Raw genomic sequence first — 17552 nt, 5'->3', positions numbered from 1 at the left:
ATCGGTTAAGATACGATTGTTGGCCTAGCAAGGAGCGAAGAGATCAGTCATGCTGCGCACACTTTCTGATGAAATCGCTGTTAGTCTGAAAGACCGTCTGCGGGACGTGCGCTATGTCATAAGGCGCGCCCGGCAAACTGCGCATACGCCCGAAAACAGTCTGCCTGCACCGGAAGCTCTGCTGGGCCATGCCGCAGGCGTGATGGATACGGCGCTGACCGCCGCAGAAGCGATCTCGATTTCGTTCATCTCGTCCGAACCGGCCAAACATCATGGCGCGCCGCAGATGCGCAGCCTTTCCTTCTATTTTGGCACCGGCGCGGAAGGCGCGCGGGGTTTCCGCAGCGATATGTATTATTTCCTCAAGGGGACGATGCGCCGTTACGGACTCGAAAATGCGCTGATCCACGAAGCGGCTTTTTCCGTGATCCACGGGCGTCTGCTGCGCAAACATGCGGACGTTCTGCGCGATACAGCAACGGTTGCACAGGCGCTGACCGCGCTGTTTCTGGAGTCTCTGGCTGAAAGGCCTGTGCGCTCGATGTCGTCTGAAGCCTCGTGCGATCCGGAAAATCTGCGCAAGGCGGAAGTGATCGGGCTTGCCGCCGCTTGCCTGTCCTGCGGGCTGGCGACTGTAAAGCCTGCCGACCTCGCCGATATCGACCCGCTGGAAAGCGTGTTCATGGTGCTGGAAGCACGGTATGAGCGGCTGGTGGTTGCGGCGGAGACCCGCGACGCGAAGAAGCTCGAAACCCTCTTCGCGACGCTGATCGCCCATTTGCCTTAACCGAGGCGGTTCATGCGCCGAACAGGTCGGCGATGATTTTTTTGGCACGGGGAATGGAAGCTGGGCTCATGCTGAGCTCGGTCAATCCCATGCGGATAAATTCCGGAATGAGATCCGGCTTGCCTGCTGCTTCCCCGCACATGCCCACCATGATGCCCGCCGATGTGGCCGCTTTCGCAGTCATTTCAATGGCTGCCATCACGGCTGGATGGTGCACGTCGTTCAGCTTTGCCACCGTCGGGTTGAGCCGGTCTGCCGCCATCACATATTGCGTCAGATCGTTGGTGCCGATGGAGAAGAACGCGGATTCCTTGGCCAGTTGATCGGCGGCAAAAACCGCTGCCGGTGTTTCGATCATCACGCCGAGTTCAAATGTGCCGTAAGGCTTGCCTTCCGCCGCCAGCTCGCGCTCGCATTCGGCAATAAGAACCTTTGTCGCCCGGATTTCCTCAATATCGGAAACCATGGGCAGCATGACCTTCAGATTGCCATGCACGGCAGCGCGAAGCAGGGCTCGCAATTGCGGCTTGAACACTTCCGGGCGGTCAAGGCACATGCGGATGCCGCGCCAGCCGAGGAAGGGGTTTTCCTCTTCAGGAAACTCAATGCCGGCGACGGGCTTGTCACCGCCGATATCGAGTGTGCGGACAATGACGGACTGTGGTGCAAAAGCCCGCAGAAGCGCCGCATAGGTTTCCATCTGCATGTCTTCAGACGGCAAATGGATATGCTTCATGAACAGAAGTTCGGTGCGGAAAAGGCCGATGCCCATCGCACCAGCAGTCTGTGCCGCTTCGATTTCCTCCAAAGCGCCGAGATTGGCCGCAACTTCAATCGTCACGCCATCGGCACGCCGCGGAATGAAATCACGATACTTGTCCAGCGCACGCTGTTCTTCCGTGGCTTTTGCAATGCGGCTTTCGATATCAGCCAGAACGATGGCATCCGGATCCTGATGAACAATACCGGCGCTGCCGTCGACAGCGACCTTGCGCGCCGTCTTCAGCGTATGAACGGCGTCGCCAAGCCCAAGCACCGCCGGGATTCCGTGCGTGCGAGCAATGATGGCGACATGCGAGGTCGCACCGCCATGGCCGCAAACAACGCCGCGGATGCGCTTCAGCGGTGCGCGCGCCAGATCCCAGGCACCAATGTCTTCGGCAATCAGAATGGCACCGTCCGGTAGACCGTCGAGATTGAGATCTTCCTGACCGAGCAAAGCGAGGCATATCTGGCGGCTGATCGCGTGCACATCATCGGCACGGGCGTTGAGATATGGATCGTCGAGGCTTGCAAATTGCTGGGCGACCGCCGAGGCGGCACCGAGCGTCGCAGAGACGGCATCCATCCCGCCGCGAATGAGCGCAAGTGCTTCATCCCGCAGGCTGTCGTCGGAGGCGATGTCCTTCAACGCGGCAACGATACCGCGATCGCTTTCGGCCAGATCGCCACGCGCGAGCGAATGTTCCATCCGTTCCTGAACAGTCGCGACGGCCGCCTCGTAACGGCTGATCTCCGGTTCGATTTCGTCTGCTGCCAACTTGCCGGTTCCCGGCGTGATTTCGGCTGGGAAAAACGGAAACGCCTCACCAAGCGAAAGACCTTCGCTGGCGGCAACGCCCTTGATCTGCCCTTCCGGCAACGCTGTAACCGCAGCGTTTGCGACCGGAGCGACAACGACGGGAGCAGCTTCTGCGACGGCAGCAACCGCTGCGCCTTCGCTTTCTTCAAGCCCCGCACGCGGGTTTTCGAGATAGCCGATCAGCGCTTCCAGCGCTTCAATTGCGTCGGCCCCTTCGGCACGCACGGTGACTTCGTCATTTTCCTTAACGCCGAGCAGCATGAGTTTGACGGAGCTTTTCGCGCTGACGCTTTTGCCGCTCTTTGCGATCTCGATATTACACTCGAACCCCTTGGCGAGCTTGACGAAGCGGGTTGCGGGGCGTGCATGCAGCCCTTCATGCACCCGGACGATGGTGGAGCGTTCCATTTGAGAGCCTTGGATCATGAATGCTTCTTGAGATCAGTCGCTGATGACGATCGTATGTCCTTCGCGCAGCACAGCAACCAGAGCGGCACCGTCAACTTCGCTGGCACAGATTTCGCCCGGGCGATCGGTCGAGTCGGCGCCGGTAAACGATATTACCACGTGACCGATGTCACGCACTTTCTGCCAGGCGCTTGTTCCGACAGCCGTAATGCGTGCCGTCAGGTCGCCAATGGCGATGAGCGCGCCAACCGGCGGTGCGGCTTCCTGCGGGCCGTCTTCGACGGCGTGCATTACCGAGACTTCTGCCAGCTCAGGCGGGGACCCCTCGGCAAACAGGATCAGAACGCCGCCTTCGGCGAGATCAGCCACTTCGGGACCGATTGCGGTGATCCGTGTCTTGAGATGTATCGGCATGGCGGCAGTCCTTTTCAATTTCACTCAACCGACACCCTCCAATTATTGGGGAGATGAGGATGTCGAATATTAAAAGGCAGATATTTGAGCGCATCCCGAAAAGTGTGAAACGGTTTTCGGAAAAGATGCGCGTTAAAACAGAGGATTAGAGGAACGGCTCGCCGCTTTGATGCGACGAGCCAGTTTGCGTCAAAGCACGGCGAGGCTGACGAGCCAGGCGATGAGCACTGAGACAGGGCCCATGATCTGGCGGCTGATCAGGATCGCAGGCACGCCGATTTCAATCGTCTTCGGCTTGGCTTCACCGAGCGCCAGACCCACCGGCACGAAGTCGCAACCGACCTGCGTGTTGTAGGCGAAGAGCGCGGGCAGGGCCATTGCCGGAGCGATGGTACCATTGGCAATCTGCGGGCCGATAATTGCCACACCCACCACCTGCGCAATGACCGCGCCCGGTCCGAGGATCGGAGACAGGAATGGCAGACCGCAGATGGCCGACAGAATGAGCAGGCCGACGATATTGTTGGCGAGCGGTCCCATTGGCTGGGCGAGAATATCGCCGATGCCGGTGTAGAGAATGAGACCGATCAGCATCGTCACGAACGCCATGAATGGCAGAACGTTGCGGATGACCTGATCGATGGTGCGACGACCAGCATTGAAGAAAATGCCGACGACGCGACCCATGGCGCGACCGATGCGGCTGATAAAGCCGACCATGCCGCCATCGTTCGAGGTATCAACAGGTGCTGCTGGCTTTTCTTCGGCCTTGGCGGCGGCAGCTCCAATGGAAGCAGCGGCGGCCGGAGCCTCAGAACCATCGGCAGGAACGACATTTTCGGGTTTCACGCCGGAGACATAAATGTCTTCGGTGATGAACTGCGCCAGCGGGCCGGACTGGCCGACGGGCGTCAGATTGACGGTTGGAATGCGCTTGCGTGGATAGACGCCGCAACGTGCGGTGCCGCCACAATCAACCACGACGACGGCCATTTCGCTTTCAATGGGCGGTGCGCGGAAACCGTCTACGGCTTCGCCCCCGGTCATTTCGGCGATCTGCTTGGCAAGCGGATGAATGCCGCCACCGGTCACGGATACGATCTTGTTGCGCTGCTCGGTCGGCTGAATGACGAGCGGGCCGCCCCAACCACCGGAGCCGTGAGAAATTTTGACTGACTTATAGGTCTTGGCCATGATGTCCTCCCGCGCGCCTTAGAGCTCGACGCCCTGACGGCGCGCCATGATGGCGGTGATGCGTTCGGTGAGCATGCCCTTGAGCAGGATCACGACGAGGCCGACGAGGGCGTACCAGATGGCCACATTGACGTGATAACCATTGGGCACGGCACCCTTCTTTTCCAGCTCAAGCAGAGCAACGAGCACGCCACCCCAGACGAAATATTCGCCGGGATTGATATGCGGGAAGAGGCCAAGCGGCGGATGCACATAGGACACTGCCGCGTCGTAGAAGGCAGGCTTGTGCTTTTCCTCAAGGAACGAACCGAAGGTATAGGCCATCGGGTTGGTCAGGAAGAACACCGACAGGACCGGCAGAACCGTATAACGGGTCAGCGCGATGCGGCCCGCGCCCTGTGCAAGACCATGCACGCGCTTTTCACCGACCAGTTCGGTGATTGCGTAGAAGGCGGTCATCAGAACCACCAGCGTCGGAATGATGCCGGTCACGAAACCGGAAAACACTTCGCCGCCCTTCTGGAAGATGCCGATGAAGTGCTTGCCGATAGAGGCAAGCCAGCCCAGCTGTTCTTCCTGCGTGACGTGTTGCAGACGCTCCTTGAACTGATCGACAGTCAGATTGTCCGCGCCGGTCGCCTGTGCGAGCTGCACAAGGTTATTGCTGCCGTGTTCGACGGCGAGCTTGCCGTGAAACACTGCATCCGTTGCCATGTTGGCTGCCATCTGGCTGGCCACATGCAAGGATTGTAAGGTCGTATCGGCGCCTTGCGCCAGCATTGCAGCTATAGACATTTCTCCTCCTCGCCGCCCGTCCTCGTCGGGCGATACCCCTTAAGCATTTCCACCCGCCAGGACATTGGAAGTGCTCTATCTGTTTGTTTTGCCCCACATCTTGTCCGAAAACGTTGCACAGTTTTCGGGATGCGCCTGTTTGTTTACCTGCTTCCAGATTGGACACGCACTCAGGCGTGTGCCAGTTTCAGTCCTTCGAGAGACGCGCCGTCGGATTGTTCCCTGATGCGGTCGATCTGGTCCATCGCCTGCTTTGCGGCAGCATTGACGGGCGATTTTTCGAGCGCTTCCTGTTCGCGCCGCAAGGCGTTGAGCGGCATGCCCTCATAGGCTTCCTGCCGCTTGAATTTCGCAAACACGGTTCGCCCGCTCATTTCCAGGAAACGGCGGACTTTCAGGTCGCGGTCGACCACAATCATGACAATAACGCCTTTGCCGAAGCGCCCGCGCACATGACCCGCACCGACGAATCCGTCAGAGTAGCGGGATGTGACGCCTTTCAGCACGTCGGAGTAATGGCGCATCTGAAACCAGACGCCCAGCGATTGGACTCCCCATAAAAGAGCCAAAGCCAGTAAAGCCCATTGCCAGATAGCCATTTTCTCCTCCTCCACCGGAGGCTTGATGCGTCTTCAGGCGCCGCCAGTCTCCGTCTCTTCACAGAACATTTGTTTTCTTAAATGTCAATATGTATAATTATGAGGTAAATATCGTCGGGCGGACAAGCTGACAACTGCTGTTGTTTCGCATATGGTCTGTCGGCGTTGGAGGCGTGGAATATGGATTTGCTTTTGAAGAACCAGATGGCATCGATGCCGGACTTGCGACGCCGCTTGCGGCAGTTGCGCTGGTTCAGGGCGACGTTTCGCAAACACGCCAGCCTTCTCCACGATGTTTATGGTGTCGATTACGATATCGACGAGCAGAAACTGACGGAAGCTTTTCTGAACTGGGTTGAGCTGGTCGAGCAAAACAAGCGTTATGCCAAGGTGGACCGCAAGGATTTCATCACCTTTGCCGCCGGTCTTGTTCTGCGTGAACTGATCCGCCTGTCGCCTGCCAGAGCGCTATCGATCCCGAAGGCAACCGAGGGTGAGAACACGCCGCAACACGATATTATCGCTTTCTGGCCAGAGGGCTTCCTCTACACCAACTACTGCATCTGCGCGATTGCCGCAGTGCAGGAGCAGGAATTTGGCGTGGCGCAGGATATCGACGCCTGTGCGGATGATCTGCGGACCTGGTGGTCTTACCGGGAAAACGTGGCCGACATGCCGGGCTATGCAATAGCCTTCCTCGACAAGTTTTTGGGCGGCGAGCCAAACTGGGTCATGCCCGATCTGGCATCGGCCCGCGTGGCGGTACAGCGCGCGCTTGGCGCGCAAAATCCGTCAGGCGCGATAAAGGGTTAGTACTTTTGGCAACCCGGCCCGTCAGCTTGACGGGCGCGGAGGCAAACCAGCGCGAGCGCGCATCTTGTCGAGCAAGGCTGCTGCAATCGGCTCGTAATTTTCGTCGAAGTGGTGGCCGCCAGCCAGTTTCATGACTTCCATGCCCTTCAGCTCTTTTGCCGTGCAGGCGGTGTCTTCTTCCTCTTCGCCGTAGACGCAGACGACGCGGTCGAGCGGAATGCTGGAAATTGCCGGAACGACATCCTTGTCGCCATCCATGCCAAGCCAGCCCTCGATGGAAACCTGGAAGGTCGTCGTGGTTTCGACGCCAAGCAGCCCGATCATTCTGGTGCGGTCCTGAATGGACGGATCGAGATACTTCCATGCGAAGGGGAATGTGTCGGCCCCGAAGGAATAGCCGAGCACGGCAACGGGCAATTTGCCTGTCGGGTCGGCCTTCTTGATCATGGCCGTCGTGTCTTTGGCGATTTCTTCCGGTGTGCGTTCCGACCAGAAATAACGCAGCGAATCAACGCCGATGACATGCACGCCATTGGCCTGAAGCCATTCGCCGATAGATTTGTCGAGATCGCGCCAGCCGCCGTCACCAGAATAGAACACAGCGACCATATCGCCATTGCCGCCCTTGGCGGGAAGATCGACAATCGGCAGAGCTTCGTTCTTGGCGTCCTGATCGGCCATGGCGACGATATTATCCACCGCCATTTTCATGCGTGTCGGGAAATCCTTCCCGCTCTGGAGAACGGCGATGTTCTTTTGCCGTGCTTCGACCGGATTGTTGGTTTCGCCTCCAGGAGGGCTCATCACCAGCGCAGGTGCTGGTATCTCGGAATCATAGGCATAGGTGAAGGCGCCATCCGGTGTCTTCGTCGCGGCTGCCTTTTCCGTGCAGGAGGGCAGGCGGGTCTTGGCGGGAGCCGGGTCGAGCGAGACAGCGCCTGCAATGGTCGCATCGGGCGAATCCGAAGCGGCGGCATAGGCGATGGTCGCGCCTTGTCCGATGCCGGTCAACACAGGATGGAAATAGACGTCGAGATCGAGCCCGCGCAGTGCTTCCTTGGCAATGGCCTCAAAATCGGAGTCGAGATAGTTGCACTCGCCGTCTTCCTTATCGAGCGAAGCGCGCCATGGACCGAGTTCAACCGGCAGAACGATCATGTTCTTGGCCAGCAGCGCATCCGTATAGGCGCGTTCCTTTTCGCCGATGCCGGCCTCGTCGCTGAGCAGGATCGTAAGCCCGACCGGGTCACCGTTGGGCATATAGACCGGGATGTTCGACAGCCGTTCGGCGCTTGCATGAATGACCGGCTCTTCGGAACCCGTGAGCTTGGTCCACATGCGGGCGATCTTGCCGGTATGCAGCGAGCCGTAAACGCCCGCCGCTCCCAACAGCGCAAGCCCGACCACGGTAAAGAGGACGCGTTCTTTCTTCATTTACGGATGAACTCCAATGGGCTGCCATTAATCAGGGTTGTCGCATCGAGCAGGGCGCGTGGTGTTTCCAGTCCGCCGGGGCAGACCATGTAATGCGGGGTCCAGACAGGATCGAATTTCTCCTTGAAGGCTTTCAATCCGTCGAAATGATAGAGATCGGCACCGCGCTTGTAGATGAAGGAACCGAGCCGGTTCCAGCGCGAGGCGAGCCTGCTGCCGCTCAAACCGGAAAGCGGGGCCGCGCCGAGATTGAACCATTTGTAGCCTTCGGCCTTGCTGTTCATCAAAAGCTTGGCGAACAGCGCGTCCATCAGCAGCTTATGCACATTGGGCATATAACGCATCAGGTCCACGGTGATTTCGTGCTTGTCGGCACCGCGCCACAAATTGGCGAAAGCGACGATCTCGCCTTCCTGTTTCAACACGGCAACGTCGAAGCGCTTCATATAGTCGTCGTCGAAATAGCCCAGAGAAAAGCCTTTTTCGCTGCCGGACTTGAAGTCGAGCCAGGCATCAGAAATTTCACGCAGACGCGGAATGAGCGGTGCAACTTCGGCAGCCGGGATGATTTCGAAGGTGAAACCATCCTTGTCGATCTTTCGGTCGGCATAGCGGAATGGCTGGCGGCGTGGTCCTTCGAGCGAGAAGTCAGTCAGGTTCACGCGGGCGACTTCGCCCAGTTTCAGCGCGACCAGCCCCATATCCAGAAACAGCGGCAGGCTTTGCGGGCCAACGCCGTAGAAAACCGTGCGAACGGCCAATTTGTCGGCAAGTGCGTGAAACGACCATGCCGCTTCCTTGCCGGTTTCAGGATTGCCAATCGGCTCGCCGAGCGCAATCAGACTGCCGCCGGACTGCGCATACATGATGAACGCGCTGTTATCCGGCGCCATCAGGAATTGCTTGTCGCCCAGCATGGCCAGTGCGGCATCTGTGTGCGGGCATTCTGCAACCAGATTTGGAACGGCTTCCGGGATCGAATAATCGACCTTGCGCCTGCGGTGGCTGTTACGGTTGATGATCGAATGCAGGCCGACAGCGGCGACCAGCGCAAAGACCAGCACGGTCGCACGCAGGAAGCGGGGCGCATTGCCGCTCCATGCAAAGTCCCACCACAGGTCGCTTGAATATTCGACATGGCGATAGACAAAGAAGCCAAGCCATGTGGAAACAAGCACTGTCGTGCCGACAGTGGTGATCCAGTTCCAGCTTAGCTCGAATGGTCCGGATATCGGGCGGCGATAGAAGGAATCGCGGAAGCTCCAGAGCGTCGCGGCGAAGATGCAGAGAATGACGGCTTCTTCCCAATCGAGGCCCTTGGCGAGCGAAAATACAGCGCCGCTGAGCAGAAGCGCCATGGCCGCCACCCATGCTCGCTCCAGCCGCTTGGAAAGGCCGCGCGCAACGATCAGCAGCGCGACACCCACGAGGCTTGCCGCCAGATGCGACATTTCCATCAGGAATTCTGGCACGATGTCGGAGAGCAGTTCGACGCGATAGCGCAAATTGGGCGTTGCGCCTGAAATCAGCAGGATGATGCCGCCCAGAAAGATGATGCCAGCGGAAAGGCTCGGCACCAGCGGCTCGAACAGCCGTTTGGCGAAGGCCGCCTGCTTGCCCAGCATCTGCCGCCGCCGCATGGCTTCCCAGACGAGAATACCGGCGGTAGCGACGACCAGCGGCATGACCGTGTAAATGATACGATAAGCGAGCAGGGCGGCAATGGCGTCCGGTTTTCCGCCAAGGCCCAATCCGGCGATGATGGTCGCTTCGAAAGCGCCGAGGCCGCCGGGCGCATGGCTGGCAATGCCCAGAACAATGGCGATCACATAGACAAGCGCGAAGACGGCAAAGCTTGGCACTGCTTCTGAAGGCATGAGGACATAGAGGGTGGCCGCGGCAGCGCCGACATCGACCAGTCCGGCGCAGATCTGGATCAGCGCGCCCTTGGAATTGGGAAGGCGGAGGCTGAACGAGCCTATTCTGACGCTGCGCTCGCCATGCGACAGCCAGTAGATCAGCCAGCCAATGCCGCCGAGGATGACGACGCCAGCAATAATATCAATGCGCGAATCGATGGTGGACAGCCACGGTACGTCCTGCGGGTCGATGAGGAGTGCAGCGCCGACCATGATGATCAGCGCGAACCAGATCGCAAACCACGATGTGCCGACAATCTTGCCGATATCCGCAAGGCTGACGCCTTCGGCGGCATAAATGCGGTATCGCAGAGCACCACCGGTCAGAAGCGAAAAGCCAAGCGCATTGGAAATCGCATAGCCCGCAGCACCGGCGACGGCAGCAATGCGGCGCGGTATTTGATTGGGCGCGATGGTATCGACTGCGACGACGTCGTAAAGGGCGACGGCTGCATAGCTCAGTATTGTGAAGAATACGGCCAGCGCCAGCGTCGTCCAGGAAATGCTATGCAGCGCCGCCAGCGTTTCCGAACGCGACGTATGCTGGAGCATTGTCTCCAGAACATAAATCGCCAACAGTGCGATGGCGATGCCCGCCACCGGAAAAAGAAAATGCTGGTATCGTCTCACCCAGCCAAAAGGTCCGGGCGATACTGTTGTCGGGATGGAAGGTGCATCATCATCAATCAAGCTCATCGGTGCATCGTTCCGTTGGAGCAATCAAATAATTTATATTAAGGCGCGGAATGATCCTGATTTAGGGCAAACTTGTGATCTAACGAGATGTTCCATTGAAAATATTCAATGGTAATCACAACTTGGTCTATATAAGCCTTCGGATAGCCGGGGCAGCAAGCAATTTGACGAACGAATGAGGTTATCGTGCTCGATGTTTCCTATATGACGGCGGCTGGTGCGGGAGCTCTGTCTTTTCTGTCGCCCTGCGTTTTGCCGCTTGTGCCGCCTTATCTTTGTTACATGGCTGGTGTGAGCGTTGAGGACTTTCGCGCCGATAAAGCCGCCCGGGTCGCCGCCGAGCCTTCAGCCCGCCGTTCACTCGCCTTTGCCGCAATCTGTTTCGTGCTCGGTTTTACCACTGTTTTCGTAGCGCTTGGCGCTGGCGCATCGTCCATCGGCGCATTCCTGCGCGCATGGCAGCAGGAGATCGCCATTGTCGCCGGTCTCGTGATTATCCTGATGGGCCTCAATTTCCTGGGGCTGCTGCGCCTGTCGTTCCTGTCACGTGAGGCGCGTTTTCAGGCGCGCAATGCCCCGGCTTCGCCGCTTGGCGCCTATGTCATGGGGCTGGCCTTCGCCTTTGGCTGGACACCGTGTATCGGCCCGGTTCTAGGCCCAATCCTGACACTGGCTGGCGGCAGCAGCACCGTAGGCGAGGGCGCGCTTCTGCTTGCAATCTATTCGCTGGGGCTCGGCATTCCGTTTTTGATCGCAGCACTCTTTTCCGGCGCCTTCATGCGCTTCCTGTCCCGCTTCCGCGTGCATCTTGGCAAGGTGGAAAAGGCAATGGGTGCGCTGCTGGTTGTTGCAGGCATCCTGTTCCTGACAGGCGGTATGCAATCCTTCTCATTCTGGCTACTGGAGACGTTCCCGGTCCTCGGGCGGCTTGGCTAAATCCGTAAGCTTCCTTATACGCTTTCGTGATAAAGCGGATGAACACCACGTATTTCTGGACAATGTCATGACAGATCGTACTTGCCTTTCCATCGTGCTTGCTGCCGGCGAAGGCACGCGCATGAAATCCAGCTTGCCGAAAGTGTTGCATGCGGTCGCGGGATTGCCGCTGGTCTGTCATGTGGTCAAAGCCGTGCAGGGAACAGGCAAGAGTGATGTCGCGCTGGTCGTTGGACGCGGTGCGGAAGATGTGCGCGGTGCGGTCGAGAAGATCGCAGGCCCGGTTTCAGCATTCGAACAGACAGAACGCCTTGGTACGGCCCATGCGGTGCTTGCTGCGCGTGAGGCGATAGCAAATGGTTATGACGATCTGCTGATCGTGTTCGGTGATACGCCGCTGATTGAAGCGGAGTCCCTGCAAGCGGCGCGTGCGCGCCTGGCCGATGGAGCGGATATCGTGGTGATCGGTTTCCGCCCGGCCAGCCCGCATGGATACGGTCGCCTGATCGAGGAAGGCGACCAGCTGGTCGCTATTGTCGAGGAGAAAGAAGCGACTGATGCTCAGAAGCAGATCGGCTTCTGCAATGGCGGCTTGATGGCCGTGCGCGGACGCGAGGCCTTGGCACTGCTGGATGCTGTTGGCAACGACAATGCCAAGGGCGAATATTACCTCACCGATATTGTTGCTATTGCACATGGCAAGGGCCTGAACGTAACGGCTATCGAAGTGCCGGTCGATAACGTCATCGGCATCAACAATCGCGCAGAACTCGCGGAAGCCGAGGCCATCTGGCAGAACCGCAAGCGCCGCAAGATGATGCTGGCCGGTGTCACGCTGATTGCGCCCGAAACGGTGTTCTTCAGCCATGATACGCTGGTGGAAGCCGATGTGATTATTGAGCCCAACGTGTTTTTCGGTCCCGGCGTGCACATTGCGTCGGGTGCGCTCATTCATTCCTTCTCACATATGGAAGGCGCGAATGTTGGTCCCAATGCCGAAATCGGGCCTTTCGCGCGTCTGCGTCCCGGCGCGAAGCTTGGCGAGAAAACCAAGGTTGGCAATTTCTGCGAAGTGAAGAACGCAGATGTGCGCAAGGGCGCCAAGATCAATCACCTGACCTATATCGGTGATGCGACCGTCGGCGCATCCAGTAATATCGGGGCAGGGACGATCACCTGCAATTACGACGGCTACAATAAATATAAGACGATCATAGGCGAAAATGCCTTTATCGGCTCCAATTCCTCTTTGGTGGCCCCGGTGGAAATCGGCGACAACGCCTATATCGCTTCGGGCAGCACGATCACCGACAATGTTCCGGCTGATGCGCTGGCTTTCGGTCGCGCGCGACAGGAAACCAAGGAAGGTCGGGGAAAGATCCTGCGGGAGAAGTATGCCGCCATCAAAGCGGCTAAAACCTCATCGAAGTAAATCGACTATCAGACGACCCGAGTGGTTACAGCTCGTCTTGCTGTTCTGCTCTGGAATCTTTAAACCGGCTGGCAAAAGCAAGCGATCCAGATCTGGAGCAGATGCATGTGTGGAATTATCGGTATTATCGGCAAGGATGAAGTCGCGCCGCTTCTGGTCGATGCTCTGAAACGACTGGAATATCGCGGTTACGATTCCGCCGGTATCGCCACTTTGCAGGGCGGCAAACTTGATCGCCGTCGTGCGGAAGGCAAGCTGGTCAATCTGGAAAAGCGTCTGGCCGGTGAGCCGCTTCCCGGCGTGATCGGCATCGGTCATACACGCTGGGCCACGCATGGCAAGCCGGTGGAGCGCAATGCGCATCCGCATATTACCGAGCGTCTCGCGGTGGTTCATAACGGCATTATCGAAAATTTTGCCGAACTGCGCGCCATGCTCGAAGCTGAAGGCCGCAAGTTCCAGACCGAAACAGATACGGAAGCCGTTGCGCATCTCGTGACGCGTGAACTGGATAAGGGCAAATCGCCGATTGAAGCCGTCCGTGATTGCCTGCCGCTGCTGCATGGTGCTTTCGCACTGGCATTCCTGTTTGAAGGCGATGAAGAACTGCTCATTGGCGCCCGTCAGGGACCGCCGCTCGCTGTCGGCTATGGCGATGGTGAAATGTTCCTCGGTTCAGACGCGATTGCGTTGTCGCCCTTCACCGATACCATTGCCTATCTGGAAGATGGTGACTGGGCTGTGCTGACCCGCAAGGGTGTCACCATTTATGACGAGAGCAACAATCAGGTCGAGCGCGCGATCCAGAAGACGCAGACCGCAAATATGCTCGTTTCCAAGGGCAATCATCGTCACTTCATGCAGAAGGAGATGTTTGAGCAGCCGGAAGTGATCTCGCACACTCTGGCCAATTATCTCGATTTCACCACCGGCAAGGTGCGCCAGGAAGCTGTTGGGGTCGATTTCAGCAAGGTGGATCGTCTGACGATCTCGGCTTGCGGCACGGCCTTCTATGCTGCATCGGTCGGCAAATACTGGTTCGAACAGATTGCCCGTCTGCCTGTCGATAGCGATATCGCATCGGAATTCCGTTATCGCGAAATGCCGCTGTCGAAGGATTCATTGGCGATGTTTGTTTCGCAGTCCGGCGAAACGGCGGATACGCTGGCGTCACTGCGCTATTGCAAGTCGCAAGGCTTGAAGATTGCCGCTGTTGTCAATGTCACTGGTTCGACCATTGCGCGTGAATCCGATGCGGTGTTCCCGACGCTTGCGGGGCCGGAAATTGGTGTTGCTTCCACCAAAGCCTTCACCTGTCAGCTTTCGGCCATGGCGTCGCTCGCTATTGCTGCCGCCAAGGCGCGTGGCGCGATTGACGATGCGCGCGAGCAGGAACTGGTGCGCCAGCTCTCCGAAGCGCCGCGTTTCCTCAATCAGGTGCTGAAGCTGGAAGACGAGATCGCGGCAGTTTGTACCGATCTCGCCAAGGTCAATCACGTCCTCTATCTGGGGCGTGGCACGTCCTTCCCGCTTGCCATGGAAGGCGCGCTGAAGCTCAAGGAAATCTCCTATATTCACGCCGAAGGCTATGCCGCTGGCGAGTTGAAGCATGGACCTATCGCCCTGATTGACGAAGCCATGCCGGTTATCGTGATTGCGCCGTCTGATCGCCTTTATGAAAAGACGGTCTCCAACATGCAGGAAGTGGCAGCCCGTGGCGGTCGTATCATCCTGATCACCGATAAGAAGGGCGCGGAAAGCGCCAGCGTCGATACGATGGCGACCATCGTTCTGCCGGACGTACCGGAATTCATCACGCCGCTGGTCTACGCCCTGCCGATCCAGATGCTGGCCTATCACACCGCTGTCCTGATGGGCACGGACGTCGATCAGCCGCGCAATCTTGCAAAATCGGTCACGGTTGAGTAAAATCAGCTCGTTAAAGAGCTCGCTTTATAGAGTAATTGAAATGGCCGCGTGAGCGGCCATTTTGCTATCCAGCTCTCAGCAGCCTTATCGCCTCATCGCGCCCGAAGAGATAGAGCAACACGCGCAATGCCTGTCCGCGTTCGGATTCCAGATCGGGATCGCTGGTCAGAACATAACGCGCATCCTTGCGGGCGATTTCCAGCAGATCGCCATGCGCTTCGATGGAAGCCAGACGGAAGCCCGGCGTGCCGGATTGGCGCGTGCCGAGCAACTCGCCTTCGCCGCGCAGTTTCAGATCTTCTTCGGCGATGCGGAAACCGTCTTCCGTCTCGCGCATGACCTTCAGTCGCGCCTGACCGATTTCGCCCAGCGGTCCCTTGTAGAGCAGGAGGCAGGTCGATGGCTTGTCGCCGCGCCCTACACGCCCGCGCAACTGGTGCAACTGCGACAGGCCGAACCGTTCGGCGTGTTCGATCACGATGATGGTCGCGTCGGGCACGTCCACACCAACTTCAATGACGGTGGTGGCAACCAGAAGCCGCGTTTCGCCCTGCTTGAAGGCGCGCATGGCTTCATCTTTTTCAGCACCGTTCATACGGCCATGAATAAGGCCAATCCGGTCACCGAAGACGGATTTGAGGTTTTCGAAACGCTCTTCCGCCGATGTCAGTTCAACGACTTCGGATTCTTCAACCAGCGGGCAGATCCAGTAGATCTTCTGGCCTTCCTGCACCGCTTTACGGATGCGCTCCACCAGTTCGCCCATGCGTTCCATCGGTAGGATTGCCGTGGTAATGGGCTGGCGTCCGGCGGGCTTTTCGGTCAGCTTTGATACGTCCATGTCGCCGAAAGCGGTCAGAACCAGCGTGCGCGGGATCGGTGTCGCCGTCATCACCAGCATATCGGGGGCGGAGCCCTTTGCCGTCAGCATCAGGCGTTGATGCACGCCAAAGCGATGCTGCTCATCGATAATGACCAGAACGAGGTCGTGATACTCGACTTTTTCCTGAAACAGCGCATGCGTGCCGATGACGATATCGACCTCGCCGCTCTTCAAACCTTCCAGCACGGCGTTCCGGTCGCGACCTTTCTCGCGGCCCGTCAGCAGGGCAGCTTTCAGCCCGGCTTTCTCGGCGAGTGGTGCAATGGTTGCAAAATGCTGGCGAGCGAGCACTTCGGTTGGGGCCATCAGGGCGGATTGACCGCCGGATTCTGCGGCATGTGCCATAGACAGCAGACCCACCACCGTTTTGCCGGAGCCGACATCACCCTGTAAAAGCCGCAACATGCGCTCGGGTGATTTAAGGTCTGCGATGATTTCGCGAACGGCCTGATCCTGTCCCTTGGTCAAGCTATAGGGCAGGTGGCGCATGATCTGGGCTACGATACGGCCTGTGCCTTCCAGCGGACGACCGGACAGTCGGCGTGTCTTGGCACGCACGAGGGCAAGGGCAAGCTGACCGGCCAGAAATTCATCATAAGCCAGCCTGCGCCGCGTAATGCCTTCAAGTGCGATGTCGGAGGGGTCTTCCGGCTGGTGCAAAGTGTTGAGCGCGTCCTGAAAATTCGGAAAACGCTCGCGTGCCAGCAAGGGGCCGTCTATCCATTCGGGCAGCGGTGGAACACGCGTCAGCGCTTCCTTGACGGCACGTCCCAGTGTTTTTGGCGACAGGCCTGCCGTCAGCGGGTAGACCGGCTCGACCATCGGCAGATTGGCGGCATCTTCGAGGCTCGCAATATAGTCCGGATGCACCATGGAGGCGCGCCCGTTGAACCATTCCACCTTGCCGGACACGATGACGGTTTCGCCTTCGGGCAGCATCTTGTGCAGCCATGGCAATTGCGCATGGAAGAAAGTCAGGGCAATCTCGCCGGTGTCGTCGTGGGCGAAGACGCGATGCGGGACATTGCCTCTGCCCGGCGGCGCTGGCTGGTGCTGATCAACCACCACTTCCAGCGTGACGATGGCGCCTTCCTGAGCAAGCGCAATGCCGGGGCGATTGCGCCGGTCGATGACGCTGTTCGGCGGCAGGAACAGAAGCTGGCCGACTTTCGGTTCCGCGCCGGGCACATCGGTGCCGAGAAGTTTACCAAGCAAAACCGCAACTTTCGGGCCAATGCCGGAAAGCGAACGGACGGAAGCGAAAAACGGATCGAGCATGGATGGGCGCATGGCGGGGAGCATTAACTGCTTCGCTGTCAGGTGCAAGCCTGCGCCATCATCTTTTCGTGCTCTTTTTGTTCTTGTCTCATAAACAGGTTCCCTGTTCGGTCCCAGATGCTATATACCGGCAGCGATTTTGATAAATGGAGCAGTTCCGACATGACTGGCAGCACACTTGCGGCGGGAAATCTGGATGTACGGCGTCGCAAGCTTTTGTTTCGCGCCTGGCATCGGGGCATGCGCGAGATGGATTTGATTCTGGGCCAATATGCGGATGAGTATATTGTGAGCTTCACCGATCCCCAGCTCGATGAGTTCGAACAGATTCTGGAAGTGCTGGATCGTGATCTTCTTAAATGGGTGACGGGTGAAAGCCCTATCCCGGCAGAACATGACACACCGCTTTTCCGCGACATCGTCGCTTTCCGTGACCGCATAGAGTTTTAAAAA

General features: G+C 58.3%; 14 protein-coding genes. 6 read left to right on the top strand and 8 right to left on the bottom strand.

Annotation, left to right across the window (positions count from 1 at the left end; translation table 11 throughout):
* The first annotated feature begins 49 nt into the window (after positions 1-49).
* Positions 50-787, top strand: a complete 738-nt coding sequence (locus FHW00_RS21155) for a hypothetical protein (protein ID WP_078340334.1) — start codon at positions 50-52, stop codon at positions 785-787.
* 10 nt (positions 788-797) lie between these two features.
* On the opposite strand, the gene ptsP is transcribed toward FHW00_RS21155, so the two are convergent.
* From ptsP to FHW00_RS21130, 5 genes are all read right to left on the bottom strand, one after another.
* The gene (gene ptsP / locus FHW00_RS21150; RefSeq protein ID WP_078340335.1) at positions 798-2777 is read right to left on the bottom strand and encodes a phosphoenolpyruvate--protein phosphotransferase; all 1980 of its coding nucleotides are present in this window, start codon (positions 2775-2777) and stop codon (positions 798-800) included.
* 33 nt (positions 2778-2810) lie between these two features.
* Positions 2811-3191, bottom strand: a complete 381-nt coding sequence (locus tag FHW00_RS21145) for a PTS glucitol/sorbitol transporter subunit IIA (RefSeq protein ID WP_078340336.1) — start codon at positions 3189-3191, stop codon at positions 2811-2813.
* 189 nt (positions 3192-3380) lie between these two features.
* Positions 3381-4385: a PTS glucitol/sorbitol transporter subunit IIB gene (srlE, locus tag FHW00_RS21140; protein WP_078340337.1), complete on the bottom strand. Its 1005-nt coding sequence runs from the start codon at positions 4383-4385 to the stop codon at positions 3381-3383.
* Between the two features lie 18 nt (positions 4386-4403).
* Positions 4404-5180 carry a PTS glucitol/sorbitol transporter subunit IIC gene (gene srlA / locus FHW00_RS21135; RefSeq protein WP_139364430.1) on the bottom strand — a complete coding sequence of 259 codons (777 nt, stop codon included), beginning with the start codon at positions 5178-5180 and terminating at the stop codon, positions 4404-4406.
* 170 nt (positions 5181-5350) lie between these two features.
* A complete protein-coding gene (locus FHW00_RS21130) occupies positions 5351-5779 on the bottom strand; it encodes a transcriptional regulator GutM (RefSeq protein WP_078340339.1) in 429 nt (142 codons plus the stop codon).
* Positions 5780-5959: 180 nt separating this feature from the next.
* Between FHW00_RS21130 and FHW00_RS21125 the strand changes: the two genes are divergently transcribed.
* Positions 5960-6592, top strand: a complete 633-nt coding sequence (locus FHW00_RS21125) for a hypothetical protein (protein WP_078340340.1) — start codon at positions 5960-5962, stop codon at positions 6590-6592.
* A gap of 21 nt (positions 6593-6613) precedes the next feature.
* Here the strand turns inward: FHW00_RS21125 and FHW00_RS21120 are convergent, their stop codons facing one another.
* Positions 6614-8026: an AcvB/VirJ family lysyl-phosphatidylglycerol hydrolase gene (locus tag FHW00_RS21120; RefSeq protein ID WP_078340341.1), complete on the bottom strand. Its 1413-nt coding sequence runs from the start codon at positions 8024-8026 to the stop codon at positions 6614-6616.
* The gene (gene mprF / locus FHW00_RS21115) at positions 8023-10641 is read right to left on the bottom strand and encodes a bifunctional lysylphosphatidylglycerol flippase/synthetase MprF (RefSeq protein ID WP_078340342.1); all 2619 of its coding nucleotides are present in this window, start codon (positions 10639-10641) and stop codon (positions 8023-8025) included. The genes FHW00_RS21120 and mprF overlap by 4 nt, the downstream gene beginning before the upstream one ends.
* Positions 10642-10827: 186 nt before the next feature.
* Here mprF and FHW00_RS21110 point away from each other — a divergent pair, with 186 nt between their 5' ends.
* From FHW00_RS21110 to glmS, 3 genes are all read left to right on the top strand, one after another.
* Positions 10828-11577, top strand: coding sequence for a cytochrome c biogenesis CcdA family protein (locus FHW00_RS21110; protein WP_078340343.1), 750 nt, complete (start codon positions 10828-10830; stop codon positions 11575-11577).
* A gap of 67 nt (positions 11578-11644) precedes the next feature.
* Positions 11645-13009 (top strand): bifunctional UDP-N-acetylglucosamine diphosphorylase/glucosamine-1-phosphate N-acetyltransferase GlmU, encoded by a 1365-nt coding sequence (gene glmU, locus FHW00_RS21105; RefSeq protein WP_078340344.1) that lies wholly within the window; start codon positions 11645-11647, stop codon positions 13007-13009.
* Between the two features lie 105 nt (positions 13010-13114).
* Positions 13115-14938 carry a glutamine--fructose-6-phosphate transaminase (isomerizing) gene (glmS, locus tag FHW00_RS21100; protein ID WP_113533480.1) on the top strand — a complete coding sequence of 608 codons (1824 nt, stop codon included), beginning with the start codon at positions 13115-13117 and terminating at the stop codon, positions 14936-14938.
* A 64-nt stretch (positions 14939-15002) separates the two neighbouring features.
* On the opposite strand, the gene recG is transcribed toward glmS, so the two are convergent.
* A complete protein-coding gene (gene recG, locus FHW00_RS21095) occupies positions 15003-17123 on the bottom strand; it encodes an ATP-dependent DNA helicase RecG (protein ID WP_176168364.1) in 2121 nt (706 codons plus the stop codon).
* A 138-nt stretch (positions 17124-17261) separates the two neighbouring features.
* Here recG and FHW00_RS21090 point away from each other — a divergent pair, with 138 nt between their 5' ends.
* Positions 17262-17549: an FAD assembly factor SdhE gene (locus FHW00_RS21090; protein ID WP_078340345.1), complete on the top strand. Its 288-nt coding sequence runs from the start codon at positions 17262-17264 to the stop codon at positions 17547-17549.
* Positions 17550-17552: the final 3 nt, after the last annotated feature.

Origin of the sequence: Ochrobactrum sp. P6BSIII (genome assembly GCF_014138065.1) — a bacterium.
Classification (GTDB): Bacteria; Pseudomonadota; Alphaproteobacteria; order Rhizobiales; family Rhizobiaceae; genus Brucella.
Note: the sequence above shows the minus strand (reverse complement) of the source record. Positions and strands in the feature narration are given on the sequence as shown.

Excerpts from the sequence above, each read along its gene's own strand:
- glmU (WP_078340344.1), top strand. The coding sequence starts at position 11,645 with ATGACAGATCGTACTTGCCTTTCCATCGTGCTTGCTGCCGGCGAAGGC.
- FHW00_RS21130 (WP_078340339.1), bottom strand. The coding sequence starts at position 5,779 with ATGGCTATCTGGCAATGGGCTTTACTGGCTTTGGCTCTTTTATGGGGA.
- FHW00_RS21125 (WP_078340340.1), top strand. The coding sequence starts at position 5,960 with ATGGATTTGCTTTTGAAGAACCAGATGGCATCGATGCCGGACTTGCGA.
- FHW00_RS21120 (WP_078340341.1), bottom strand. The coding sequence starts at position 8,026 with ATGAAGAAAGAACGCGTCCTCTTTACCGTGGTCGGGCTTGCGCTGTTG.
- mprF (WP_078340342.1), bottom strand. The coding sequence starts at position 10,641 with ATGAGCTTGATTGATGATGATGCACCTTCCATCCCGACAACAGTATCG.
- FHW00_RS21155 (WP_078340334.1), top strand. The coding sequence starts at position 50 with ATGCTGCGCACACTTTCTGATGAAATCGCTGTTAGTCTGAAAGACCGT.
- srlE (WP_078340337.1), bottom strand. The coding sequence starts at position 4,385 with ATGGCCAAGACCTATAAGTCAGTCAAAATTTCTCACGGCTCCGGTGGT.
- srlA (WP_139364430.1), bottom strand. The coding sequence starts at position 5,180 with ATGTCTATAGCTGCAATGCTGGCGCAAGGCGCCGATACGACCTTACAA.
- FHW00_RS21145 (WP_078340336.1), bottom strand. The coding sequence starts at position 3,191 with ATGCCGATACATCTCAAGACACGGATCACCGCAATCGGTCCCGAAGTG.
- FHW00_RS21090 (WP_078340345.1), top strand. The coding sequence starts at position 17,262 with ATGACTGGCAGCACACTTGCGGCGGGAAATCTGGATGTACGGCGTCGC.
- recG (WP_176168364.1), bottom strand. The coding sequence starts at position 17,123 with ATGCTCCCCGCCATGCGCCCATCCATGCTCGATCCGTTTTTCGCTTCC.
- glmS (WP_113533480.1), top strand. The coding sequence starts at position 13,115 with ATGTGTGGAATTATCGGTATTATCGGCAAGGATGAAGTCGCGCCGCTT.
- ptsP (WP_078340335.1), bottom strand. The coding sequence starts at position 2,777 with ATGGAACGCTCCACCATCGTCCGGGTGCATGAAGGGCTGCATGCACGC.